Source organism: Streptomyces maremycinicus (genome assembly GCF_001184025.1).
GTDB lineage: Bacteria > Actinomycetota > Actinomycetes > Streptomycetales > Streptomycetaceae > Streptomyces > Streptomyces maremycinicus.
In genome coordinates this window covers 290,316-314,898 of record NZ_BBYG01000011.1, presented here as the reverse complement: position 1 = coordinate 314,898, position 24,583 = coordinate 290,316, and the positions used below count along the sequence as shown (strand labels likewise).

Below are 24,583 nucleotides of genomic sequence, written 5' to 3'. Positions count from 1 at the left end.
CCGGCGGATCGGTTCGGCGGTCGGTTCAGCGGATCGGACGGGCGGTTCGGTCGGAGGCGCCGGTCACGTGGACCGGTCCGCCGACGCCTGTCCGTCGAGTGCGCGCAGATGGTCGCGCAGGCCGGCGCCGTACGCCGTGGGCGTGCCGTCGTAGCCGGAGATCAGGGAAGGGCCGGTGGAGCAGTCCCAGGTGTTCCAGGTCCAGCCCAGGTACGACAGACCGCGGTCGTCGAACCACTTCATGACCCGATCGACGAACCCGTGCGAGCAGGTGTTCTCCCCGATCTCCCCCGCCACCAGCGGCACCTGAGCCGCGACGGGGGCGAGGGTGGAGTTCCAGCAGCTCTCGTTCGCACAGGAGTTGAAGTTGTAGACGTGGTACGCGGCGGCGAGATTGCCGGTCGGGTCGGTGGGCCTGTACGTCAGCCACTGACTCAGGTCGTTGGAGTACGCGAGGCCGCCGGCCAGGATCACGTTCCTGGCGCCGGTCGCCCGTACCGAGTCGACGAGATCCTGCATACCGGCGACCTCGTACCCGATGCCGGGACAGGTCCCGCCGTCCCGCCAGCACTGCCACGCCTGGGTGGTCGTGGAGGTGGCGCGGTCCGGGTAGGGCTCGTTGAACAGGTCGAACACGACGGCCCGGTCGTTCTTGAAGGTGTTGGCGACCGAGGTCCAGAACGACGGGCTGTACTGCATGTCGGGCATCGGCTTCTGGCAACTGGCGTGCACGTCCGAGCAGCCCGCCGAATTGCCGGTGTACTGACCTTGGCTCCAGTGCAGTTCGACGACGGGCGTCATGCCGTGCGCCTCGACGCGGGCCACCAGGTCCTTGACCGCGTCGACGTAGCGGGTGCCGCCGTAGGCGGAGTCGATGTTCGAAAGGCCCAGCCAGCACTCCTCGTTGAGCGGGATGCGCACGGTGTCGACGTGCCAGTCGGCGATCGCCCGGACGGCGGCGTCGTCCACCGGGCCGTCCCAGATGCCGCGTCCCTGGACGCACATGAACTCGCCGCCGGAGCGGTTCACTCCGAGCAGCCGGCGGGTGTCGCCGTCGGCGTCCACGAGCCGGTTGCCCGAGACGTGCAGCGCGGGGGGCTCGTCACCGGTGTCCGGCGGTTCCGTCGTGGGTGGCGTGGTGGGTGTGGGCGTGGGAGTCGGTTCGGTGGCCGCGTTGCACCTCGTGCCGTTGAGCTCGAACGCCACCGGTACGGTGTTCGCCTTCGCGGCGGTGGCGGCGATGAAGCCCGCGCTGACGCTCGCGCCGGTGCCCAGGGAGCCGTTCCAGCTCTCGTTCGCGGCGGTGACGGTGGTGCCGGACTGGGACCACTTCGCGCTCCAGCCCTGAGTGATCTCCTGGCCGTCGGCGAAGTCGAAGGTGAGGTTCCAACCGGTCAGAGCCGCCGCGTTGTTGGTGATCTTCACGGCGCCCTGAAAGCCGGCGTCCCATTGGCCGGTGACCGAGTACTCGACCGTGCACACGGGCACGGCTCCCTGCGCCGTGACGACCGGTGTCAGGGCGCCCGCAACGAGGGCGACCGTACCGGCGACGGCTAAAAGTACTGAACGCGGGGGGTGTCGCATGAGCGACTCCTTGCAGCTCAGGCGCGTCGTGAAAGGACGCGTCGACTGATGGAACCGCTCCCACTGGTGCCTCGAAGCTAGCGCCAAGTGTCGGCAAAGAACAGAGGCGTCACTGACTTTCCCTCAACATCGGCCGTCGAATCTTTTCGACTCTTCAAGCACCTTGACCGCTCCGACCCCCGTCCCCACTATGGGAGCGCTCCCACTGGTTCAAGGCTTGTTGCTCCTCCCCCACCTCTCCGAGCCGCAAGGAGGAACCAGCACCATGGATCCCTCACGCAGACGCCGCGGGGCGCGGCGCCTGTGGACCGCCGCCCTGGCGGCCCTCGCGCTCCCCCTCGCCATGCTGAGTACGAGCACAACTCCCGCTCAGGCAGCCGCACTTCAGTGCAGCGTCGACTACAAGACCAATGACTGGGGTTCCGGGTTCACCGCGGATCTGACCCTCACCAACCGGGGCACCGACCCGATCAGCGGCTGGGCCCTGACGTATTCCTACGCCGGCAACCAGAAGCTGACGAACGGATGGAACGGCAACTGGTCGCAGTCCGGTCAGCAGATCACGGTGAACAACGCCTCGTACAACGGGACGATCGCCGCCGGTGCCGCGGTCGGCACGGGCGCGCAGTTCACCTACAGCGGCACGAACGCCGCGCCGACGAGCTTCGCGGTCAACGGCACCACCTGCGCCGGCGCCCACCAGCCGCCCGTCGCGGTGCTGACCAGCCCGACCGCGGGCGCGGTCTACACGCAGGGGAACCCGGTCCCGCTGGCGGCGACCGCGGCGGCGGCCGACGGCGCGACCATCAGCAAGATCGAGTTCTATGACGACACGACCCTGCTGGGCACGGACACGAGCTCGCCGTACACCCTGTCCGCCACCGGCTTGTCCGTGGGCAGTCATTCTCTGGTCGCCAAGGCGTACGACAGCCTGGGCGCGTCGGCGTCGTCGACCCCGGTCGGCATCACGGTCGCCTCGGGACCGGCCGTCGTCGCCTCCACCAACCAGCTCGCCGTGCAGCAGGGCAGGACGGGCACCTACTCGCTGAAGCTGTCGACCCAGCCCTCGGCCAATGTGACCGTCACGACCGCCCGCACCGCCGGCAACACGGGCCTGACGGTGACGGGCGGCGCGAGCCTCACCTTCACACCGTCGAACTGGAGCGCCGCCCAGAACGTGACCATCACGGCCGACGCCTCCGGCACGGGCGCCGCGACCTTCGAGTCGACGGCCACCGGACACGCCAAGGCCTCGGTCACGGCCACCGAGATCGCGGGCACCAAGGCGTACGACGCCCGGTTCCTCGACCTCTACGGCAAGATCACCAACCCGGCGAACGGTTACTTCTCCCCCGAGGGGATCCCGTACCACTCGGTCGAGACATTGATCGTCGAGGCTCCGGACCAGGGGCACGAGACCACCTCCGAGGCCTACAGCTACCTGCTCTGGCTCCAGGCGATGTACGGGAAGATCACCGGCGACTGGACCAAGTTCAACGGCGCCTGGGACATCATGGAGAAGTACATGATCCCCACCCACGCCGACCAGCCGACCAACTCGTTCTACAACGCCTCCAAACCGGCGACGTACGCACCCGAGCTGGACACCCCGAACGAGTACCCGGCGAAACTGGACACCGGTGTCTCGGTGGGACCGGATCCCATAGCCGGTGAACTGAAGACCGCGTACGGCACGGACGACGTCTACGGCATGCACTGGCTCCAGGACGTCGACAACACCTACGGCTACGGCAACTCGCCCGGCAAGTGCGAGGCGGGTCCGACGGACACCGGCCCGTCGTACATCAACACCTTCCAGCGCGGCGCGCAGGAGTCGGTGTGGGAGACGGTGCCGCAGCCGACCTGCGACGCCTTCAAGTACGGCGGCACGAACGGATATCTCGACCTGTTCACCGGTGACGCCTCCTACGCCAAGCAGTGGAAGTTCACCAACGCCCCGGACGCCGACGCGCGAGCCGTGCAGGCCGCGTACTGGGCGGACATCTGGGCCGAGGCGCAGGGCAAGGGCGGTGACGTCTCCGCGACCGTCGGCAAGGCCGCGAAGATGGGTGACTACCTCCGCTACGCGATGTACGACAAGTACTTCAAGAAGATCGGCAACTGCGTCGGACCGACCGCCTGCGCGGCCGGCACCGGCAAGGACGCCTCGCACTACCTGCTGTCCTGGTACTACGCCTGGGGCGGCGCCACGGACACCAGCGCCGGCTGGGCCTGGCGCATCGGATCCAGTCACACCCACGGCGGCTACCAGAACCCGCTGGCCGCCTACGCGCTCAGCAGCTACGCGGACCTGAAGCCCAAGTCGGCGACGGGCCAGGCGGACTGGGCGAAGTCCCTGACCCGGCAGCTGGAGTTCTACCGCTGGCTCCAGTCCAGCGAGGGCGCCATCGCGGGCGGGGCGACGAACAGCTGGGCGGGCCGCTACGCGACGCCGCCGACCGGGACGTCGACCTTCTACGGCATGTACTACGACCAGCAGCCCGTCTACCACGACCCGCCGTCCAACCAGTGGTTCGGCTTCCAGGCGTGGTCGATGGAGCGGGTCGCCGAGTACTACCAGCAGACCGGGAACGCGAGCGCCAAGGCGGTTCTCGACAAGTGGGTCGACTGGGCGCTGTCCAAGACCACGATCAACCCGGACGGCAGCTTCCTGATCCCCTCCACGCTCCAGTGGTCGGGGCAGCCGGACACCTGGAACGCGACGAGCCCCGGCGCGAACACGGGACTTCACGTCACGGTCGCCGACTACACCAATGACGTCGGGGTGGCCGCCGCGTACGCCAAGACCCTGACGTACTACGCCGCCAGGTCCGGTGACACGGAGGCGAAGACGACCGCGAAGGCCCTCCTGGACGGGATGTGGGCCAACAACCAGGACGCCCTCGGCATCGCGGTGCCGGAGACCCGCGCCGACTACAACCGCTTCGACGACGGCGTGTACGTCCCCGGCACCTTCAGCGGCAAGATGCCGAACGGCGACACGATCAACTCCTCCTCGACCTTCGCCTCCCTGCGGTCCTTCTACAAGAACGACCCGGCCTGGTCGAAGATCGAGAGCTATCTCGCGGGCGGAGCCGCGCCCGTGTTCACGTACCACCGCTTCTGGGCCCAGGCGGACATCGCCCTGGCCATGGGCTCGTACGCGGAGCTTCTCGAATAGTCCCCCGCCGAGCGCGCCGCGGGCAGGGCGGGGTTCGGCTGCGGGCCGGAAGTGACCGGCCCGCAGTACCCCCGCCCCCGGTCGCCCCTTCGGGCCGGGGGCGCGGGGTGGCCCCACCCCCCCCGTCGGCGTGCTCGAAGGCTCCGCGTACGCGGCCTCGTCACCGGACGACGAGGCCACCCGGCCGGGCGGTCCCCACCCGCACAGGGGACCGCCCGGCCCTCGCGCGCTCCTCTTCACGGAAGGACCCCCACCGTGCGAAGAACCCGTATCCTCACGGCCGTTCTCGCGCTCGCCGCCGGCCTCGTCGCGGGAAGCCCGCCCGTACTGGCCGCGGACGGCAGCCCGCGGACGGCACCGGCCGCAGAGTCGTACACCTGGAGGAACGCCAGGATCGACGGCGGCGGCTTCGTGCCCGGCATCGTCTTCAACCGCAAGGAGAAGAACCTCGCCTACGCGCGCACCGACATCGGCGGCGCGTACCGCTGGCAGGAGTCGAGCAAGACCTGGACCCCGCTGCTGGACTCGGTCGGCTGGGACGACTGGGGGCACACCGGCGTGGTGAGCCTGGCCTCCGACTCCGTCGATCCGAACAGGGTGTACGCGGCGGTCGGCACCTACACCAACAGCTGGGACCCGGGCAACGGGGCCGTGCTGCGCTCCGCCGACCGGGGCGCCAGCTGGCAGAAGACGGACCTGCCCTACAAGCTGGGCGGCAACATGCCCGGCCGCGGCATGGGCGAGCGCCTGGCGGTCGACCCGAACAGGAACAGCGTGCTGTATCTGGGCGCGCCGAGCGGCAAGGGCCTGTGGCGGTCGACGGACTCGGGCGTCACCTGGTCGCAGGTGACGAACTTCCCCAACGTCGGCAACTACCAGCAGGATCCGACCGACACCAGCGGGTACGCCAGCGACAACCAGGGCATCGTCTGGGTCACCTTCGACGAGTCCACGGGGACGTCCGGCACCGCGACGAAGACGATCTACGTCGGCGTGGCGGACAAGGACAACGCGGTGTACCGGTCGACCGACGCGGGCGCGACCTGGACACGGCTGGCCGGGCAGCCGACGGGATACCTGGCGCACAAGGGCGTGCTGGACACCGTCAACGGTCACCTGTTCCTCGCCTACAGCGACAAGGGCGGGCCGTACGACGGCGGCAAGGGCCGGCTGTGGCGGTACGCGACGGCGACCGGGACCTGGACGGACATCAGTCCGGTGGCGGAGGCCGACTCGTACTACGGCTTCAGCGGGCTGACCGTCGACCGGCAGAAGCCCGGTACCGTCATGGCCACCGCCTACAGTTCCTGGTGGCCGGACACCCAGATCTTCCGCTCGACGGACAGCGGCGGCACCTGGACCAAGGCGTGGGACTACACCTCGTACCCCGACCGTGCGAACCGGTACACGATGGACGTCTCGTCGTCGCCGTGGCTGACCTGGGGCGCCAACCCCTCGCCGCCGGAGCAGACGCCCAAACTCGGTTGGATGACGGAGGCGTTGGAGATCGACCCGTTCAACTCCAGCCGCATGATGTACGGCACGGGCGCGACGATCTACGGCACGGAGAACCTGGCCGACTGGGACAGCGAGGGCCGGTTCACCATCAAGCCGATGGTGCAGGGGCTGGAGGAGACGGCGGTCCTGGACATCGCCTCCCCGCCGTCCGGCGCGCCGTTGCTCAGCGCGCTGGGCGACGTCGGCGGCTTCCGCCACACGGACCTGACGAAGGTGCCGTCGATGATGTTCACCTCCCCGAACTTCACCTCGACGACGAGCCTGGACTACGCCGAGACGAACCCGAACACCGTGGTCCGCGTCGGCGATCTGGACTCGGGGCCGCATGTGGCGTTCTCGACGGACAACGGCGCCAACTGGTTCGCGGGGACGGACCCTTCGGGAGTCAGCGGGGGCGGGACGGTCGCCGCGGCGGCGGACGGCAGCCGCTTCGTCTGGAGCCCGGCGGGCGCCGGAGTGCAGTACACCACCGGTTTCGGCACCTCGTGGCAGGCGTCGAGCGGAATCCCGGCCGGGGCGATCGTCGAGTCCGACCGGGTCGACCCAAAGACCTTCTACGGCTTCAAGTCGGGCAAGTTCTATGTGAGTTCGGACGGCGGCGCGACCTTCACCGGGTCCGCGGCGGCCGGTCTGCCCGGCGGGGACAGCGTGCGGTTCAAGGCGTTGCCGGGCACGAAGGGCGATGTCTGGCTGGCGGGCGGGGCGAGCGACGGAGCGTACGGTCTGTGGCACTCCACGGACTCCGGCGCGACCTTCACCAAGCTGTCGGGGGTCGAGCAGGCCGACACGATCGGGTTCGGCAAGGCCGCGACGGGCGCGTCGTACCAGACCCTCTACACCAGCGCGAAGATCGCCGGTGTCCGGGGCATCTTCCGCTCGACGGACAAGGGCGCGACCTGGACCCGGATCAACGACGACGCCCACCAGTGGGGTTGGACGGGCGGGGCGATCACGGGTGACCCGAGGGTGTACGGGCGGGTCTACGTCTCGACGAACGGCCGGGGCGTCGTCTACGGCGACATCTCCGACACCGGCGGCGGGGGCACGGATCCCACCGATCCGACCGACCCCACGCCGACCGGTGCCTGCGCGGTGACGTACACCGTCACCAACCAGTGGTCGGGCGGTTTCCAGGCGGACGTCGAACTCGCCAACACCGGCACGAGCGCCTGGTCCGGCTGGAGCCTCGGCTGGACCTTCCCGAACGGCCAGACCATCGGCCAGCTGTGGAACGCGGTCCACACCCAGTCGGGTCCGGCGGTGGCGGCGAGGAACGTGGGCTGGAACGCCGATGTGGCGGCCGGTTCGTCCGTGAGCTTCGGCTTCACGGGCAACTGGACGGGCACGAACACGAAACCGACGGCGTTCAAGCTGGGTGAACAGAGCTGCGCGGTGAACTGACCGCCGCCGCGGCGGGTGCGCGTCCCGGGGACCGGTCCGGGACGCGCACCCTTCGCGCGCTCAGGGCGTGTAGACCGCCGGGCGGGGTGCGGTCGGCATGCCGTTGCCGAGGAAGTAACTCGGGTGCGGCGGCTGGTTGTAGGCGGTGTTCTGCCAGGCCAGGCCGGTGCGGTACATCGTGTCGTGGAGCAGGGTCGTGATCCGTGTCGTGGTCTCGTACGGCGTGGAGTAGATACGCAGGGCCGTGTTGTCGCTGGTCGGCCAGACGACCTCCTCGCGCCAGTCGCCGAGGATGTCGCCGGACAGCGACGGGGTGGCCTTGGTGCCGTTGTTGGAGTGGACGCCCGAGCCGGTCAGCAGGCGGGTGTCCGAGGACGTGCCGTACTTGTCGATGTGGGTGGCGTCGAGGAGCTCACGGACGGGGTCGGCGTCCCACCAGGAGAGGAAGTTGACGGAGGACGGTTCCCGGCCCTTCGTCGCGCCTGCCTCGTCCCGGATCGAGGTGTCGGAGGCCGACCAGACCTCGGCACCGTCGTTGCCCGCCCAGATGTCGCCGGCGACCCCGCGGCCGTTGTCGCAGCAGGCGGCCAGCTTCCAGGCGACGGTGCCGTTCGCCGGGTGGATGTACAGCTCGGCGGGCTGGCCGGTCGACTCCGAGACCTTGAAGTACTCGAGGCCGGCGTGCGAGGGATCGAGGTCGCCGAGGTGCTGGGCGTCGCCGTGTCCCGTCTTCGTGGTCCACAGGCCGTTCCCGTTGTCGTCGACGGCCATCGCGCCGTAGACGATCTCGTCCTTGCCGTCGCCGTCCACGTCCCCGACGGAGAGACTGTGCGAGCCCTGGCCGTCGTAGCCCTTGCCGGTGTTGGTGGAGGAGCTGGTGTCGAAGGTCCAGCGGCGGGTGAAGGCGCCGTTGCGCCAGTCCCAGGCCGCGATGACAGAACGCGTGTAGTAACCGCGGGCCATGATCAGCGAGGGCCGGGCACCGTCCAGGTAGGCGGTTCCCGCGAGGAACCGGTCGACGCGGTTGCCGTAGGAGTCGCCCCAGGAGGAGACCGTGCCGCGGGCCGGGACGTAGTCGACGGAACTCATCGCCCTGCCGGTCTGCCCGTTGAACATGGTCAGGTACTCGGGGCCGGACAGCACATAGCCGCTGGAGTTGCGGTAGTCGGCGGAGGAACTGCCGATCACCGTGCCCGTGCCGTCCACCGTCCCGTCGGCCGTCTTCATGGCGATCTCGGCCTTGCCGTCGCCGTCGTAGTCGTAGACCTGGAACTGTGTGTAGTGGGCGCCCGAGCGGATGTTGCGGCCGAGGTCGACGCGCCACAGGCGGGTGCCGTCGAGCTTCACGCCGTCCACGACCGTGTTGCCGGTGTAGCCCGACTGGGAGTTGTCCTTGGCGTTGGTGGGCTGCCACTTCAGGACGATGTCCAGGGCGCCGTCGCCGTCCAGGTCACCGACCGAGGCGTCGTTGGCCTCGTAGGTGTAGGCGACACCGTCGGGGGTCGTGCCGCCGGCCGGCGGGGTGACGGGGACGTCCTTGTAGCCGGTGCGGAACTGGATCGCGTGGACGGAGTCGGCCTGCTCGACGCCGTTCACGATCGCGCGGACGGTGTAGTCGGCCTGCGCCGGGGCGCCGGAGTGGAAGTAGTTCGTGGAGCCGGTGACCGGGGACGCGTTGACCTTGGTGCCGGCCCGGTAGACGTTGAAGGAGACGCCGTCGGGGTCGGTGCCGAGCCAGCGCCAGCTGACCAGGTTGCCGCTGTCGGTGTGCACGCTGACGACACCCCGGTCGAGGGCCTCCACCTGGCGGGCCGTGGCCGCCTCGGCGGTTCCGGCGCCGGCCCTGGTCAGCCCGGCGCCGACCAGGGCCGTGGTGGCGACCAGCGCCGACAGGACGGCCCAGCGTCCGCGGCGCCGGCGGGGCGAGCGATCCGCGTGCGGAGGGGACGGTGGCAGTGACGGGGAACGCGGGGAAGAAAGGGAGTGCGGGTGCGGGTGCTGCACGGGGCGTACCTCCCGGGAGGGGCGGATGGGTTCCGCCTCTCAGTTGCCGCCGGGGAAGGGCGAGTTGCCGTACACCGCGGCCAGTTCCGTCACCGTCCGCGCGATCCGCTCGCGCAGTTCGGGCGGGCCGAGCACCTCGATGTCCGCGCCCAGGCGCAGGAATTCGGCGTGGGCGTGCTCGACGGACTCGATGGGGATCCTGGCCACCGTCCAGCCGTCCGCCCCGGCGGGACCGTCGAGTCGCACCGCACGGGCGAGGGTCACCCCCGGTGCCAGCCGGACCACCGCCTCCACCCGGTCCCGGTACAGCCGCTCGTGGAATCCCTGCTGGTACGCCGTCCAGTGGGCGGCCAGGTCGAAGCCGTCCGGCCGGGTGAACACCTCGTCGCAGGCGGTGAGCCGGAGGATCTGGTCGACCCGGAACGTGCGCGGGCCGGGGCCTGCCACGACGTACCAGCGGCCCGCCTTCAGGACCAGGCCGTAGGGCTCGATCCGGCGTTCGACGTCGGTGGGCTCACGCCAGCGCCGGTATCCGATGCGCAGCGTCCTGCTGTTCCACACCGCGTCGGCGACGGCCGCCAGATACCGCGTCCCGTCCGTTCCCGCGTCCGTGTACCAGCCGGGCGCGTCCAGGTGGAAGCGGCCGCTGATCCGGTCCGCGTGCGCCCGCAGTTCCGGCGGCAACGCGGCGCGGACCTTCAGCTGCGCGGCGGCCAGGACCTGGCCGAGACCCAGCTGGGCGGCGGGACCGGGGGCACCGGCCAGGAAGAGGGCCTCCGCCTCGTCGGCCGTCAGTCCGGTCAGGCGGGTGCGGTAGCCGTCGAGCAGGCGGTACCCCCCGGCGTGACCGGCGTCGCCGTACAGCGGGACGCCCGCCGCGCCCAGTGCCTCCACGTCCCGGTAGACGGTGCGCACCGACACCTCCAGCTCCTCCGCCAGCTGGGCGGCGGTCATCCGGCCCCGGGTCTGGAGCAGCAACAGGATCGAGACGAGTCGGCTGGACTTCACTGACACAGGATGTCAGTGAAGCGGGCCTAGCGTCCTGCCCATGACCTCCGTCTCCCAGGATCCGCGTCCTCCCGCTCCCTCCACCGCCCCTCCCTTCGCGGAGAAGCAGCTGACCGTGCTCCCGCCGATCGAGGTGGCGGGGCGGTGGATCAAGCGCTACCACGTCACCTCCGACCCGGCGGGCATCGCGCCCGAGGTGGAGCGGGCGGCGTACGCGATCCTTCCCGAGCTGCTGCCGGCGCCCGACGGGACGCCGCCCGCCGGCTTCGTCGTGCTGCACCGGGGCGACGACGACGGCGCCTACCTCAACGCGTACAGCTGGGTGTGGGACAACGTCCTGCACTTCCGGGGAGCGGCCGCCGGCCAGCCGGTGCTCGACTGTCCGGACGACGACCCGAGCCGTTTCGTCACGACCGCGACCGACCGGCCCTGGATCGGCTGCGTCTGGGAACTGCCGCCGATCCTGCACGAACGCAACGCGTGGGTACGGCACATACTCACCCCCCGCGCCCCCGAGGTACCGGACCTCGACGCCTACCTCACCGATTCCCTGCCCGCAGGAACGACCGGAGTCCGCTCATGAGCGGCCGGCACGACTTCGACTTCCTGCACGGCGGGTGCGAGGTCCGCCACCGCCGGCGCACCGAGTTCCTCGACCCGGGGAGCGACCGGGAGGAGTTCGCCTCCACGACCCGGTGCCGGCCGCTGTTCGACGGGGCCGCGAACGTCGACGGGATCGACATGCCGCACCTCGGGGCGAGGGGGCGGACGCCGAGGCTGCGGCGGGGAGACCCGGCTGACCACCTGGGTCATGGACTTCACGCGTCCTGGAGCGGGCCGGGAACCGGTTTGCGGAACGCACTCAGCGTGAACGCGGGGTCCGGGCGGGGCCGGTCCTGGTCGGGCAGGGCGGCGAGCCGGGCGGCGAACTCGTCGGCCAGGGGGTGACCGGGCGGCAGGGTGACGAACCAGCCGCGTCGCAGGTCCGTGATGGCGCGGCGCGGGCTGCGGCCCTGCCCCCGCCCGTCGAAGCCGGCCTGCCCGGCCGGGACCAGGCCGGCTCCGACGGCGTACGACGCCACCTGCGCCGCGGTGTCGGAGGCCGGCCGCCGCGGGCGGGCGGACAGCACGACATCGATGTCGCTGCCCACGTTGTGGGAGGCGCCCTTGTCGACGGTGGTGATGTACACGCCGCCGGGCCGCAGCACCCGCGCGCACTCCGCGACGATCCGCCGCGCGTCGGTGGCGTCCTCGACGAGGTGCAGCAGCCAGACGCTGCTGACGGCGTCGAACTCCTCGTCCCGGAAGGGGAGTCGGCGGCCGTCGGCGAGGACGACCGCTCCGGGCAGCCGGGCGGCGGCATGCCGGACCATGGCGGGCGCCAGGTCCACGCCCGTCACCCGCAGGCCGGGCCGTCCGGCCGCGAGGCGCCGGGTGACGATGCCCGTGCCGCAGGCCACGTCCAGCAGGCTGCGCGCCCGCGTCGGTACGAGGCCGAGGACACCCTCCGCGGCGGCCGCCGCCCGGGGCTCACCGCCGCGCCAGGCGTCGTAGCGGTCGGCTTCCTCGTCGTAGTCCAGCACCCGCGCCCCCGTTCCCTCACCGCCGCGCCTCGCCCGTACCGTCACCGCCGCGCCATGCCCGGACCGTCCCGGACCGGGCCGCACCGGTCCCACCTGCCCCGCCGTCCCACCTCACGCCGAACCGCCCGTCGCCGGCGTCAGCGCGCTCCGTGCGCGGGTGCCACGGCCTCCACCCGTCGTGCGAGTTCGACGTCCAGCTCGGTGACGGCGCCGCCCGCGCTGTGGGTGTTCACGGCGAGGGAGACCGAGTGGTAGCCGAGGGTGAGCTCCGAATGGTGATCGAGCTCGTCCTGGATCCGCGCGACATGGACGACCAGGGAGGCCGCGGCGAAATGGGAGTCGAGGCGGTAGGCGCGGGTGAGGCGGTCGCCGTCCAGGGACCAGCCGGGCAGCTCGGACAGCCGGTCCTCGATCTCCTTCTGCGACAGCGGTTCGACGGCCATGGCACGGCTCCCTTCCTGATGTCGCGTACCTGTCCAGCGTGCCACAGGAGCGCCCTGACGGCCCTGGCCGAAGAGCCGCCACCCGGCCCGGTCGCGGAGGGATCGAGGGGGCGCAGACCGCCCCGGTGCGCCAGGCGTACGGACGCCGGCTCGGGACCCGGCAGCGGTCGGGTCCGGCAGCGGTCGGGTCCGGTCGACAGGGTCGCGGGGCCGGCTGCTCGCCGAGCGCCGGCTCACGCCCACCGCGCCCCCGGCGACGCCCGTCCGTCCGGGCCGGCCCGGACGCCACGTACCCGGCCCGTGGGCCGCGCGGATCTGGTCGAGGGAGTCGAGGGAGGACGACTCGACCGCGCGGCCGAGGGTGTCACCGAGCGCCCAGCCGAGCGGACGGCCCCGCACCCGGGCTCGGAACACCGTCGTCGACTCGCGGGACTTCAGCCGGTCGTTCACCGGCGTGCTCCTCAACTACGGTCTTCCGTATGACCATTGTCCCGGCGGGTGCGCACGCCGCCTCCGCCGCACCTGATGACCGGGGCGTCGGCCCGCTGCTGCGGGCCTGGCGGGAGCGGCGGCGGCTGAGCCAGCTGGAGCTGGCCCTGCGCGCGGACTCCTCGGCCCGGCACATCAGTTTCGTCGAGACCGGCCGTTCCCGGCCCAGCGAGGAGATGGTGCTGCGGCTCGCCGAGCACCTCGACGTGCCGGTGCGTGAGCGCAACGCGCTGCTGCTGGCGGCCGGTTACGCCCCGCACTACCCGCAGACCCCGCTGGACGATCCGGCGCTGGACGCGCTGCGCGCCGGCCTGGAGCGGCTGCTCCAGGGCTACGAGCCGTATCCGGCACTGGTGTTGGACGCGCGGTACGACGTGGTGGCGGCCAACCGCGGGATCACCATGCTGCTGGACGGCGTCCCGGAGTCGTTGCTCACGCCCCCGCTCAACGCGATGCGTCTCACCCTGCACCCGCGGGGTCTCGCACCGCGCATCCGCAACCTGCGTGAGTGGCGCGGTCATCTGCTCGCGCAGATGGAGCGGCAGATCGCGCTGTACCGCTCGGCGCCGCTGCGGGAGCTGTACGAGGAGGTCGTCGCCTACCCGGTGGCGGAGCGCGGGCCGGCGACGGCAGGGGGGCACCTGGCGGACGAGCCGGAGGAGCCCGTGCCGCCCTTCGCGCTGCCGATGCGGATCGAGCACGGGGGACGGGTGCTCTCGTTCATCTCGTCCGTCTCCACCTTCAACACCCCCATGGACGTGACGGTCGCCGAGCTGGCCGTCGAGACGTTCCTCCCGGCGGATCCGGCCACGGTCAAGTACCTCCACTCGCTGGTCGGCTGACGGCGCCCGGCCACGGATCCAGATGAACGTTCGACTCCGTTCCTGTGAGAGCGACGCCCGGACGTGCCACACTGACCCGCGTACCTCGACGCGTAGGGGAGACGTGGGGTGAGTGAGCGACGGCCCGCACCCACGGTGGGCCAGGTGGTCCTGGGCAGGCGGCTTCAGGAGTTGCGGGAGGCGGCAGGCCTCGGACGCGAGGAGGCGGCCCGCGCGCTGCGCGTGGCCCCGGCGACCGTACGGCGCATGGAGACGGCCGACGTCGCACTGAAAGTCCCTTATGTGCAGGTGCTGCTGGAGACGTACGGCGTCGGTGCCGAGGAGGCCGAGGCGTTCGTCTCGCTCACCGAGGAGGCCAACCGGCCCGGTTGGTGGCAGCGCTACCACGACGTGCTGCCGGAGTGGTTCAGCCTGTACGTGAGCCTGGAGGGCGCGGCCCGGCTGATCCGCTCGTACGAGCCGCACTTCGTGCCCGGGCTGCTCCAGACGGAGGCCTACGCACGCGCCGTGCTGGAGGCCGGGACCGTCGGGCAGACGACCCCGGAGTCGATCGAACGGCACGTGGCGCTGCGCCTCGCCCGCCAGCGGCTGCTGGAGGCCGCCGACCCGCCCCATCTGTGGGTGGTGATGGACGAGACGGTGCTGCGCCGTCCGGTCAGCGTGGACGCCACCGTGATGTCCCAACAGCTCGACCGGCTCATGGAGTTCGCCGAGCGCGACCGGATCACCTTGCAGGTCTCCGAGTTCGCGGCCGGCCCGCATCCGGGGACGTCGGCGCCGTTCTCCCTGTTCCGTTTCGCCGAGCCCGAACTGCCCGACATGGTCGTCACGGAGTACCTGACCGGCGCGCTGTACCTCGACGACCGCACGGAGGTCTCCGCGCACCTGGAGGTCCTCGACCACATGACGACGCACGCCGCGTCCGCGCAGCACACCAAGAAGATCCTGCGGGACGCCCGCGCGGCCCTGTGAGGCGCCGCGCCGCCCCGGGCCCCGTCCGGGTCCCTGACGGGCGCTTACCGATTCCCGACCCCTGGCTCCTGACTCTCCTGGAGGCGAGACCCGCATGACCGGATCCGAGCCCGAGCGGGCCCCCGCCCGCATCGACACCAGCAGGCCGCACCCGGCCCGGGTCTACGACTGGTGGCTGGGCGGCAAGGACAACTACCCCGTGGACGAGGAACTGGCCCGCAGGATCCTCGCCGTGGACGGCACGGTGCTGCGCGGTGCGCGAGCGAACCGCCGGTTCATGCAGCGGGCCGTCCGCGCGGCCGCCGAGGCCGGGATACGCCAGTTCCTCGACATCGGCACCGGCATCCCCACCCAGCCCAACCTGCACCAGGTGGCGCAGGGCGTGGCCCCGGAGTCCAGGGTCGTGTACGCCGACAACGACCCGATCGTGCTGCGCCACGCGGAGGCACTGCTGCACGGTTCGGCCGAGGGCTCCACCCGGTACGCGCACGCCGACGTCCGTGACCTCGACACCCTGCTGCACCGGGCCGCCGAGACCCTGGACCTCACGCGGCCGGTCGCGCTGTCGCTGGTGGCGCTCACGCACTACCTGGACGACGATCCGGCGGGCGACGACGTGCACGGCCTGCTGAAGAAGTACGTCGCCGCGCTCGCGCCGGGCAGTTGGCTGATCCTCTCCCAGGTCACCCCGGACCTGAACCCGGCGGCCATCGAGCAGGCCGCGGAGAGCTTCCGGCGCAGCGGAACCCCTTTCCACCCGCGTTCCCTGGCGGAGTTCGCCCGCTTCTTCGAGGGCCTGGAGCTGCTCGGTCCGGGCGTCATCCCGGTCTCCGGCTGGCGCCCGGAACCGGAGGACGTGGCGGTCCAGGCGGAGGGCATCGTGCCGGTGTACGCGGGGGTCGCCCGCAAGCCCTGAGCCGGTACCGGACGCGCGTTCCGGGCCGGTGGGGGTCGGGTGAAGGCCCGCGCCCGCACCCCCGGCGCCACCGCCCCCTCCGGTAGCATCGGTGACCGGGAGCCGACGGTGCGTCACGGGCGGGCGCTGCGGGGGAAGCGGGCATGGTCAAGAGGTACGTGGTCGCGCCGCGGGGCGGTCGTGGCACCCATCCCGACATCGGGTCCGCGCTGCGCGCCGCGACCGCGCGGGGCCGCGCCGCCCGGGTGGAGATCATCCCCGGCCACTACGCGGAACGGCTGGCCGTCCGGGGCGAGATCGAACTCGTCGCGCTGGGTGACGCCGGCTCCGTGACGGTGAGCGTTCCGCGCGGCACCGTGCTCGACGCCTCGGGGTCGATCATGGTCCGCGGTCTGGTGCTGGTCGGCCGGGACGCCGAGGCCGGTGTCGTCGACTGCCGGGCGGGCACCCTCGCCCTCGACCGGGTGGCGGTCCGGGCGCACGACGGGGTCTGCGCGCACGCCCGGCCGGGCACGTCCATGACGCTCACCGACAGCGATCTCCGGTACGGCCGGACCGTCTTCGCCGGTGCCACCGGGCTGGTCGAGCGGTGCCGGTTCACCGCCGCCGCCGACAACGCGGTCGCGGTGATCGAGAACGCCCGGGTGCTGGTCCGGGACAGCCGGTTCGACGGCAGCCGGATCCACGGCGTACGCGTCAGCGACGCCTGGGCCCACCTCGTCGGGTGCGAGGTCACCGGCGCCGAGCAGGCGGCCGTCATGGCGGACAGCCGGGCGGAACTGACCGTCGAGGGGTGCACGGTCGTCGCCACGCACCTGGCGGGCCTCGCCTTCATCGAGCAGTCCCGGGGCTCGGTGCGGGACACCCGCGTCACCGACGCCGAGAACGGGATCCTGGTGGCGAGCGGCGCCGACCCGGTGGTGCGCGGCTGTGTGTTCGCCGACTGCCGCGACACCGGCATCCACGTCCAGGACTCGGGCCGCGGCACCTTCGAGGACTGCGAGATCACCGGCGCGGGAAACGTCGGGGTGCTGTCGACCCGGGGCGGCGCCCCGCAGGTGACCGGCTGCCGCGTCTCGGCGGGCAATGTCGGCATCGCCGTCACCGACAAGGCCCGAGGCCGCTTCACCCGCGTGGACGTGCGCGACCTGACCGGCGTCGCGCTGCGGGTCTGGGACGAGAGCAAGGCCGAGTTCGCGCAGGTCCGCGTCGAGCGCTGCCCGTTCGGCCTGGAGACGCGGGGCAACGGCGGGACGACGGCCGCGCTCACCGACGCGCGGATCCTCGACTTCGACATGGCCGCCGTGGCCGCCGTCGGGCAGTCCCGGGTGACGCTGAGGGGCGTGTCTGCGGAGCGCGGCCTGCTGGGGTTCGGCGCGGGCGAGGAGGCCCAACTGCACGTGCACGACAGCGGGGTCTCGGCCGTGAGCACCGGTGGCGCCCTGGCGTTCGGCACGGCGCGGCTCGTCGCGCGGAACCTCACCGTCACCGGCGCGGAGTCGTACGGCCTGTGCGGGACGGGTTCCGCGTATCTGGACGTCGCCGACAGCCGTTTCGAGGACTGCGCGGCCACCGGCCTGCGCTGCGACGACGCGTGCGGCGGCCGGCTGGCGGACTGTGCCGTGACCGGCACGACGGCGGTGGCCGTGCAGCACAACGGCCGCGTCAGGCTGGTGGGACTCCGGACGGCGCTGCCGGTCAGCGAGATCACGGAGCCCGCCCCGCCGCCGACGATCGTCAACCACTACCACGGGCCGGTCTTCGTCGAGGCCGTCCACAGCGCCCAGTTGGCGTGGAACAACACCCACGTCATCCAGCAGCAGACCGGGCACAGCAACGACAGCGATCAGGACGGAGTCGGCCGATGAACGACCCTCAGCAGGTGCACCACTACGACGGTCCGGTGTTCCAAGGAGGCGTGTCGAACTCCCAGTTCGCCTGGAACAACGAGACGGCCACCCAGAACCAGCAGCTCAACGGCCCGGTCGCGGCGGGACATGAGGCACTCGCGACGCTGGTGTCCGAGCTGCTCCGGCAGCTGCCCGCGGCCGGTCTCGGCGCCCAGGAGCGCGAGGACGCCGAGAGCGCCGCCCAGGAGGTCCTCGCCGAGATCACCGGCCCGGAGCCGCCCGAGCCGGGCCGGCTCCGCCGCTCGGTGACCATGCTCAAGGGGGCCCTGGCACCCGTCGCCACCGGACTCGCGGCCGGGACGGCGGTCGGGGCGCAGGAGTGGGCGCAGTCCGCGATCAGGGGCCTGGCCGGACTCGTCTGAGCGGTCGGGCCCCGCCCGGCGGGGCCCGACGGCACGACGGGGCGCGGGGGCCTCGTGCGGCTCCCGCGCCCCGCACCCGGTGCGGCGGACTCAGGCGAGCTTGGCCGACAGGGTGATGGTCGTGCCGGTGAGGGCCTGGCTGACCGGGCAGTTCTTCTTGGCGTCCTCGGCCGCGGCGGCGAACGCGTCGTCGTCGAGGCCGGGGACGGTGCCCTCCACGGTCAGGTGGATGCCGGTGATGCCCTCGCCCGGCTGGAAGGTGACGTCCGCGGAGGTGACGAGTTTGGTGGGCGGCGTACCGGCACCGGCCAGGCCGTGCGACAGCGCCATCGAGAAGCAGCTGGAGTGGGCGGCGGCGATGAGCTCCTCCGGGCTGGTCTTGCCGTTCGCCTGCTCGGCGCGCGAGGGCCACGACACCGGCTGCTGACCGATGCCGGAGGAGTCGAAGGTCACGACCCCGTTGCCCTCGAGCAGGTTGCCTTCCCAGACGGTGTGTGCGGAGCGCGTGGTTGCCACGACGAATCCTTTCGAACTGTGATGGTGGAGACAGCGGGCGGTTCCGTTGACGGATGCCTGGCACCCATCCGATCACACCCGGCGTCGATCCACCCAGCGGACACCGACTCCCCGTGGGGGCTTCGGCGGTCCCGCGGTCCGGCTGACGAACGACTTCGGGAGGGTCCGCTCCGGCCACCGGGCCCGCCGGTGACGCGCCCGGTACGGCGAGCCGTTCACCGCACCCGGAACACCGGCCCCTTCGCGGTGAACGGCAGCCGGCGACCCTGCGGGATCAGGTACGCGTGCTCGCGCCGTACCCGCAGCACGTCGCACCAGCCGTCGGTGATGACGAGCAGCGGCGCACCGGGCGGGAAGTCGTCGGCGCGGTGCAGCAGGTCGATGCCGGGCTGGAGGACCGTGCCGCCGCGGCCGTGCACCCGGACCCGGCCGGCGATCTCGGTGACCGGCAGATAGCCCGCGTCGTGCGCGGCCGCGTCGCAGAACACGACCCGGGCGGCCGGGACGTCGCGGGCCTCGGCGTACGAGGCGATGGCGCCGAGCGCCTTGCCGAGCAGGGTGCGGTCCATGGAGCCGGAGGTGTCCAGGACGACGCCGAAGGTGCAGCGGGCGATCTCCTCGGGCGGGCGGTACCGACCGGCGCGCGGGATGTCCGGCGTGGACGCCTGCCGGCGGGCGGGCCGGGCGTAGCTGCGCACCGACTCGGGGCGGGGCACGAACTCGTCGAACCAGCGCGCCAGTCGCGCGTCCCAGGGCAGCGGCGGGTGACTGAGGGCGCGGATCTCCTCGACCAACCCGCCGGGCAGGAAGCCGCGTTCCTGCCGCTGGTGCAGTTCGAGGCCCTGGGCGAGGCCGCGCCGGTAGAAGCCGTCGAGGTCGACGTAGTCGTGGGGCGGGCCGAGCGGGGCGCCCAGGATGTCGCCGAGGCCCTTGCCGCGCAGCGTCGCCAGTCGCCGCATCCGGCGCAGGTCCACCGTGATGCGGTCGTAGACCTCCTCGGCGGACAGGCCCGCCAGCTCGGCGTCGTACAGGAGCCCTTCGGGCATGGTGCCGATCTGCATCTCGCGCAGCCAGCCGTTGATGACGTAGTCGCAGGCGACGTTGAAGAGATAGGGGTCGCGGGTGCCGCAGCGGTCGCCGTGGCGCAGGGCGGCGTGCAGCATCTCGTGGGCGAGGACGAACCGCCACTCCTCGTCGTCGTAGCGGCGAAGCGGGTTGATGTAGATCTCGCCCGCCTCCGCGTTCACCGCGGCGATCGAGATGCCGTGGGCGCGGGCGAGTTCGGCGTCGGCGACCAGCCTGATGCCTGCCGCGAGGCCGCCCAGCAGCGGGTAGGACGAGACGAACCAGCTCAGCGCGCGTTCCCAGGGGCGGCGGACGGTCACCTCGCCGGTGAGGGACTCGCGGCGGCCGCCCGCCATGTCCATCGCGGCGGACACGGTGCGGGTCAGGGCGGTGGCGAAGGCCAGCGGCCAGTCCGGCATCGGCTGCCCGGACCAGGTCCACCGCACGAGCACCTGGTCGGCGGCCGTCCCCGCGGTGCCGCAGTGTTCGTAGGCGGCCGGGATCCCGGTGCGCCGCCAGCGGTCGGCGATCTGCTCCTCGTCGCCGCCCGGGTAGGACGACGGCAGCCCGTCGGGGGCGCGGCCGACGGGGAAGGCGAGCAGAAAGCGGTTGACGACCGTGCAGCGCGCGGCGAGGTCGTACCGGTCGGGCTGGTCACGCTCGTTCGCCGACGCCGGGAGGTGTCCGAAGGCGAGGTGGAGGGCGGCGTGCGCGAGGGACCAGGCCCAGTGGGCGGGATCGGCGATCCGGGTGGGGTGGGCGTGCAGGGTGCCGTTGGAGTCGGCGCGGACGAGTCCGTCGCGGGGAGCCATGGTGCACTCCTCGCGGCGGCAGAGGTCGAAGTCGACGGCGGCCAGCGCCGGGTTGCCGCGCAGCGCCACCCTTCCCGACTCGAACGCCTCCGCCGCGAGGTCGCGCTTCTTCTTGTCGCGGTCCTCCCGTCTCACCGGCGCGCCTCCACCAGGCGGGGCATGTCCCGGGCCGCCTCGACCAGGAACCAGGCGGGCAGCACCGGGTTGCCGTCGGCGTCGGAGGCGATGACGGTCTGGGCGACCTCGACGGAGATCTCGGCGAGCTGTACCAGCAGCGACTTGGCGCGGTACGCGGTCTGCCGGCCCTTCGTCGACATGTGCTCGCGGACGGCGGGGAGTTCCTTGACCAGGCGGCCCCGGAACGAGTCGGCGAGGTAGTAGAGGAGGTCGCGGTCCTCGACCCCGCGCGGCCAGGGGGCCTCGCCCTTGAGGATGGCCTCGATGCCGTACCGGCTGCGGACGATCTTGACGTAGCCGCGGAAGGCGGTGGCGTGCGCGGGCGTCAGCGTGCCGTGCGCCAGCACCGTGAGGGTGTCCTCGTCGAGGTCGGGCCCGAAGGAGTGCAGCGCGTCGGAGAGCATGTGCCAGGAGCGGGGGGTGGAGAACGGCTCCTCGGTCTTCGGCGGCTTGGACCACAGGTGGTCGGGCCGATCGGTGAGGTGGTCGAGGATCCACGGGTGGATGCCGTTGCCCGCGGCCCATGTCAGCCAGTCCTTCGCGGAGGCCTCCAGATGGACATGGGTGAGGCGGTTGACGAGCGCGGAGGCGATGGGCCGGGCGAGCGCGTTGTCCGTGGCCCGGTTCCCGGCTCCGATGACGATCGAGCCCTCGGGGAGCTCGTAGGTGCCGATCCGCCGGTCGAGGATGAGGGAGTAGAACGCCTTCTGCACATCGGGCGTGGCCGCGTTCAACTCGTCCAGGAACAGGCAGTAGGGCTCGTCCCGGGCGATGGCCTCGGGCGGGCAGAAGACCGACCGGCCGTCGCGGATCTGGGGTACGCCGATCAGGTCCTCCGGCGCGAGCTGGGTACCGAGCAGGCTCACGCACTCCAGCCCCAGCGACTCGGCGAACTCCCTGACCAGGGAGGACTTTCCGATGCCGGGGGCGCCCCAGAGGAACACCGGCCGCACGGTGGCGAGGCCGAGGAGCAGTTCGGGGACACGGGAAGGCGTGACGGTGACGGCAGCCTGCAAGGCAGGGGCTCCTCGAGGGACGCGGAAGGGGCGCGAGTGCGCGGGATCCGGAGACGACCGGACCGGTACCGACAGTGTGTGCGTACGGCTCCCCGGGCGCAGCCCAATTTCAGGCGGCGCGCTCCTCCGGCGCTCTGTCGAGCGGCACCTGGGGGCCGTCGGTCTCGCGCAGCCAGCGGCGCAGCACGCGGTGCACCTGCTCCGCGCCGGTCAGCTCCTCGTCCTCCGCGACGGGTGCGGACAGCGCGAGCGGGGACAGCAGGAACGGTCTGGACTGGGCGCCACCGAGGCCGCCGTGGGAGCCGATCTGCTCCTCGAAGGCGAGGACCTCGCCGTCGGCCGGGTCGTGGAAGGAGTTGACCATGATGTCGGCGGTGTGCGGGAAGGAGTGGGTGCGCCGCACGGCGTCCGCGGCGCCGGGCCCGAAGGCGGCCAGCGGGCCGGGCGTCCGGTCGAGTCGGTCGAGCGGTATCTCCGCGCCGTACGCGCCGAGGACGACCCCGCCGTGCTCCTCGCTGCGCACCAGGAGGAAGCCGATGCCGGGGTGGTTGGCGAGGGTGGTGAGCAGGGCGGGGTGGCGGGCGTCGATCTCCTCCTTGCTCATCCGGTGCGGCACGTCCGGGAAGGAGATCAGGCCGAGGTTGCCCGAGGCCAGCACGATCGGTTCCGAGCGCCGGCCGACCGGGCGCCGGCGTCCGCCGGTCTGCTCGACGGGCCGGCGCAGCGCCGCGCGGACGGCCGCCCGGGCCTCGGCGCCGCTGTGGGTGCGTTCGGCCTTGCGCGACACGGGCAGCCCGCAGCCGGCCCGCACCAGGTCGCCGAGGGTGAGGCCGTAGCGGGCGCGGAACGTCTCGCCGGGGCTCTGGCCGTGGTCGGACAGCACGACGATCCGGTACGGGCGGGGCGCGTGCTCGGCGACGTTCTCGATGAGCGCGAGGGCGCGGTCGAGGCGGCCGAGGACCTGCTCGGTGTCCCGGCCGAGCGGCCCGGAGTGGTGCGCGACCTCGTCGTACGCCACCAGGTCGGCGTAGACGGCGGTGCGGCCGGCGAGCATGTCGCCCATCACCGCGGCCACCACGACATCGCGTTCGACGACCGTCGCGAAGGCGCGGACCAGCGGGTAGAGGCCGCCGCGTCCGACGCGTGGGCGCTCCTTGCGCAGCCGGGCGCGGAGGGACTGGCCGGTCTCGCGGCCGACCTCGGCGACGAACGACAGCGCGGTGCGCACGGCGTTGGCCGGGTCGGAGAAGTAGGCGAAGTAGCCGGCCCGGGACCGGGTCTCCCGGCTGCGCCGGCGGGTGGCGATGGACAGCACGAGGGCCTGCTCGTCGGCGCCGCCGCCGAAGAGGTTGCCGCGGCTCGCGCCGTCGGCGGACAGCAGGCCGCCGTCACCGGTGTGCTCGACCGCGCGGCGCTGGAGTTCGGCGGCGCTGGTGGGGCGGTTGCAGACCATCACCTCCCCGGTGTCCTTCTCGTACCAGCGGAAGGCGGGCACGTCGTGGTTGCTGCCGTGCAGGATGCCGAGCTGGCTGGCGCCGGTCTGGCTGGACCAGTCGGTGTGCCAGGCGGTGAGCCGGTGGGTGGGGCGGGGGGCGCCGGTTCCCGTGCGGCCGGGCGCACGGCCCTGCCCCGGGTCGCCGCCCAGCCATCGGGCGACCGTCGGCATCAGCCCCTTGCGCACCGCCGCGGCCAGCACGTCGTGGCCGACGCCGTCGAGTTGGAGGAAGACGGTGCCGGGGGTGGCGGGACAGGCGGCGCCGTCTCTTCGGCGGCGGTCGGCGAGCCGGTACAGGCGGCGGCGGTAGGCCTCGTCGTCGCGTACGGCCAGGGCGCCGCCCGTCGCGGAGGCGACCGCGGACATCACGGCGGCGACGATCACGGCGGTCTCCGGAGCGGCCTCGCTCTGCCCGGAGGGGTTCAGCCGCAGGGCGAGCAGCAGCAGCGAGCCGTTGAGGAAGAACACCAGCAGGCCGAGGACCAGCGCCGGGACGAGCAGCAGCAGGCGCACCAGCAGCGGCCAGGCCAGGGCCGACAGCAGTCCGAACGCCCCCGCTCCGACGGCGGCGGTCCTGGCGATGGTGGTGGCGCTGTCGCCTCCGGGGGACTGGAGCCGGAAGTCGGGCAGGATCCCGGCGAGCGCCAGCATGGTGAGCGTGGAGACGATCCACACCGCCGCGCTCCGGCCGGCCTGACTGGCGGCACGCCGCCACCGCACCCCTCGCACGCCCCGTACACCTCACGTTCCGGCCCCGACACCCGGGGGCCGCCTCCACCCTGTCATACGGCGCCGGCAGGCACTCCGCGGCTATCGCCCGTCGTAGCCGGCCGTCGGCATCGACAGCCTCCGGTGCACCCGGGCCTTCATCTGGGCGTCGTAGGCGGGCTCGGCGCTGCCGACCGTCTCCACCCGCACACCGCGCCGCGCGCACTCCGCGGAGAACTCCTCCACGGAACTCAGCGCGCTCTCCAGCACTCGGCGGCTGGGCGCGACGAACAGGTCGACGCCCGCCCGGATCCCGTCCCACAGCACGCAGTGGTCGGCGCGCAGCCCGCGGACCAGCAGTTCCCGGCCGACCACATAGCCGCGCTCGGCGGCCCACCGCGCGCACATGGCGTGCTGGCTGCGGGAGTCCACCAGGAAGGGATCGGCGTCCAGTTCCTCGAGCGGCGTCAGACTCGCGATCGCCGTGACCCGCATGACCCGCACCGGTCCCATGGCGTCCCCCCTCACCTCCGGGTTTCGCCGCCGACCCTACTCCTGCCCGTAGGCTTCGGGGGAGTCGC

General features: G+C 72.3%; 18 protein-coding genes. 8 read left to right on the top strand and 10 right to left on the bottom strand.

The features are described 5' to 3' along the window. Positions 1 to 63 precede the first annotated feature (63 nt). A complete protein-coding gene (locus AOQ37_RS11875) occupies positions 64 to 1,584 on the bottom strand; it encodes a cellulase family glycosylhydrolase (protein ID WP_199824984.1) in 1,521 nt (506 codons plus the stop codon). Positions 1,585 to 1,849: 265 nt separating this feature from the next. On the opposite strand from AOQ37_RS11875, the gene AOQ37_RS11870 reads away from it, so the two are divergent. After that, complete coding sequence (locus tag AOQ37_RS11870; protein WP_062644038.1) at positions 1,850 to 4,765, top strand: glycoside hydrolase family 48 protein; 2,916 nt, start codon at positions 1,850 to 1,852, stop codon at positions 4,763 to 4,765. A gap of 255 nt (positions 4,766 to 5,020) precedes the next feature. After that, positions 5,021 to 7,684, top strand: a complete 2,664-nt coding sequence (locus AOQ37_RS11865; protein WP_062644037.1) for a cellulose binding domain-containing protein — start codon at positions 5,021 to 5,023, stop codon at positions 7,682 to 7,684. Positions 7,685 to 7,744: 60 nt separating this feature from the next. Here AOQ37_RS11865 and AOQ37_RS11860 read toward each other — a convergent pair whose 3' ends face one another. Further along, a complete protein-coding gene (locus AOQ37_RS11860) occupies positions 7,745 to 9,688 on the bottom strand; it encodes a rhamnogalacturonan lyase (protein ID WP_445407077.1) in 1,944 nt (647 codons plus the stop codon). Between the two features lie 39 nt (positions 9,689 to 9,727). Continuing rightward, positions 9,728 to 10,696: a helix-turn-helix transcriptional regulator gene (locus AOQ37_RS11855; RefSeq protein WP_062644035.1), complete on the bottom strand. Its 969-nt coding sequence runs from the start codon at positions 10,694 to 10,696 to the stop codon at positions 9,728 to 9,730. Positions 10,697 to 10,736: 40 nt separating this feature from the next. Between AOQ37_RS11855 and AOQ37_RS11850 the strand changes: the two genes are divergently transcribed. Continuing rightward, entirely contained in the window at positions 10,737 to 11,279 is a 543-nt protein-coding gene (locus AOQ37_RS11850; protein WP_062644034.1) for a hypothetical protein, read from the top strand. Positions 11,280 to 11,514: 235 nt separating this feature from the next. On the opposite strand, the gene AOQ37_RS11845 is transcribed toward AOQ37_RS11850, so the two are convergent. Together AOQ37_RS11845 and AOQ37_RS11840 are read right to left on the bottom strand one after the other, a co-directional pair. After that, complete coding sequence (locus AOQ37_RS11845) at positions 11,515 to 12,279, bottom strand: class I SAM-dependent methyltransferase (RefSeq protein WP_062644032.1); 765 nt, start codon at positions 12,277 to 12,279, stop codon at positions 11,515 to 11,517. A gap of 137 nt (positions 12,280 to 12,416) precedes the next feature. Continuing rightward, on the bottom strand, positions 12,417 to 12,722 hold the full coding sequence (locus AOQ37_RS11840; RefSeq protein ID WP_062644030.1) for a 4a-hydroxytetrahydrobiopterin dehydratase: 306 nt from the start codon (positions 12,720 to 12,722) through the stop codon (positions 12,417 to 12,419). Positions 12,723 to 13,201: 479 nt separating this feature from the next. Here AOQ37_RS11840 and AOQ37_RS11835 point away from each other — a divergent pair, with 479 nt between their 5' ends. The 5 genes from AOQ37_RS11835 to AOQ37_RS11815 all read left to right on the top strand — a co-directional run bounded on the left by AOQ37_RS11835 (position 13,202) and on the right by AOQ37_RS11815 (position 18,213). Then, positions 13,202 to 14,053 carry a helix-turn-helix domain-containing protein gene (locus AOQ37_RS11835; protein ID WP_062644029.1) on the top strand — a complete coding sequence of 284 codons (852 nt, stop codon included), beginning with the start codon at positions 13,202 to 13,204 and terminating at the stop codon, positions 14,051 to 14,053. Between the two features lie 108 nt (positions 14,054 to 14,161). Next, on the top strand, positions 14,162 to 15,025 hold the full coding sequence (locus AOQ37_RS11830; RefSeq protein WP_062644027.1) for a Sco1979 family transcriptional regulator: 864 nt from the start codon (positions 14,162 to 14,164) through the stop codon (positions 15,023 to 15,025). A gap of 94 nt (positions 15,026 to 15,119) precedes the next feature. Further along, the gene (locus tag AOQ37_RS11825; RefSeq protein ID WP_062644026.1) at positions 15,120 to 15,941 is read left to right on the top strand and encodes an SAM-dependent methyltransferase; all 822 of its coding nucleotides are present in this window, start codon (positions 15,120 to 15,122) and stop codon (positions 15,939 to 15,941) included. Between the two features lie 143 nt (positions 15,942 to 16,084). Next, on the top strand, positions 16,085 to 17,809 hold the full coding sequence (locus tag AOQ37_RS11820; RefSeq protein ID WP_062644024.1) for a right-handed parallel beta-helix repeat-containing protein: 1,725 nt from the start codon (positions 16,085 to 16,087) through the stop codon (positions 17,807 to 17,809). Next, positions 17,806 to 18,213 carry a hypothetical protein gene (locus AOQ37_RS11815; protein WP_062644022.1) on the top strand — a complete coding sequence of 136 codons (408 nt, stop codon included), beginning with the start codon at positions 17,806 to 17,808 and terminating at the stop codon, positions 18,211 to 18,213. Before AOQ37_RS11820 ends, AOQ37_RS11815 begins: the two co-directional genes overlap by 4 nt. A gap of 90 nt (positions 18,214 to 18,303) precedes the next feature. Here the strand turns inward: AOQ37_RS11815 and AOQ37_RS11810 are convergent, their stop codons facing one another. The 5 genes from AOQ37_RS11810 to AOQ37_RS11790 all read right to left on the bottom strand — a co-directional run bounded on the left by AOQ37_RS11810 (position 18,304) and on the right by AOQ37_RS11790 (position 24,515). Then, positions 18,304 to 18,729, bottom strand: coding sequence for an OsmC family peroxiredoxin (locus AOQ37_RS11810; RefSeq protein ID WP_020125610.1), 426 nt, complete (start codon positions 18,727 to 18,729; stop codon positions 18,304 to 18,306). A gap of 215 nt (positions 18,730 to 18,944) precedes the next feature. Further along, positions 18,945 to 20,741, bottom strand: coding sequence for a vWA domain-containing protein (locus AOQ37_RS11805; RefSeq protein WP_062644020.1), 1,797 nt, complete (start codon positions 20,739 to 20,741; stop codon positions 18,945 to 18,947). Then, the gene (locus tag AOQ37_RS11800) at positions 20,738 to 21,799 is read right to left on the bottom strand and encodes an ATP-binding protein (RefSeq protein ID WP_062644019.1); all 1,062 of its coding nucleotides are present in this window, start codon (positions 21,797 to 21,799) and stop codon (positions 20,738 to 20,740) included. Before AOQ37_RS11800 ends, AOQ37_RS11805 begins: the two co-directional genes overlap by 4 nt. Before the next feature lie 109 nt (positions 21,800 to 21,908). After that, positions 21,909 to 24,023, bottom strand: coding sequence for a phage holin family protein (locus AOQ37_RS11795; RefSeq protein ID WP_062644017.1), 2,115 nt, complete (start codon positions 24,021 to 24,023; stop codon positions 21,909 to 21,911). A gap of 81 nt (positions 24,024 to 24,104) precedes the next feature. After that, positions 24,105 to 24,515 carry a hypothetical protein gene (locus AOQ37_RS11790; protein WP_062644016.1) on the bottom strand — a complete coding sequence of 137 codons (411 nt, stop codon included), beginning with the start codon at positions 24,513 to 24,515 and terminating at the stop codon, positions 24,105 to 24,107. Positions 24,516 to 24,583 lie beyond the last annotated feature (68 nt).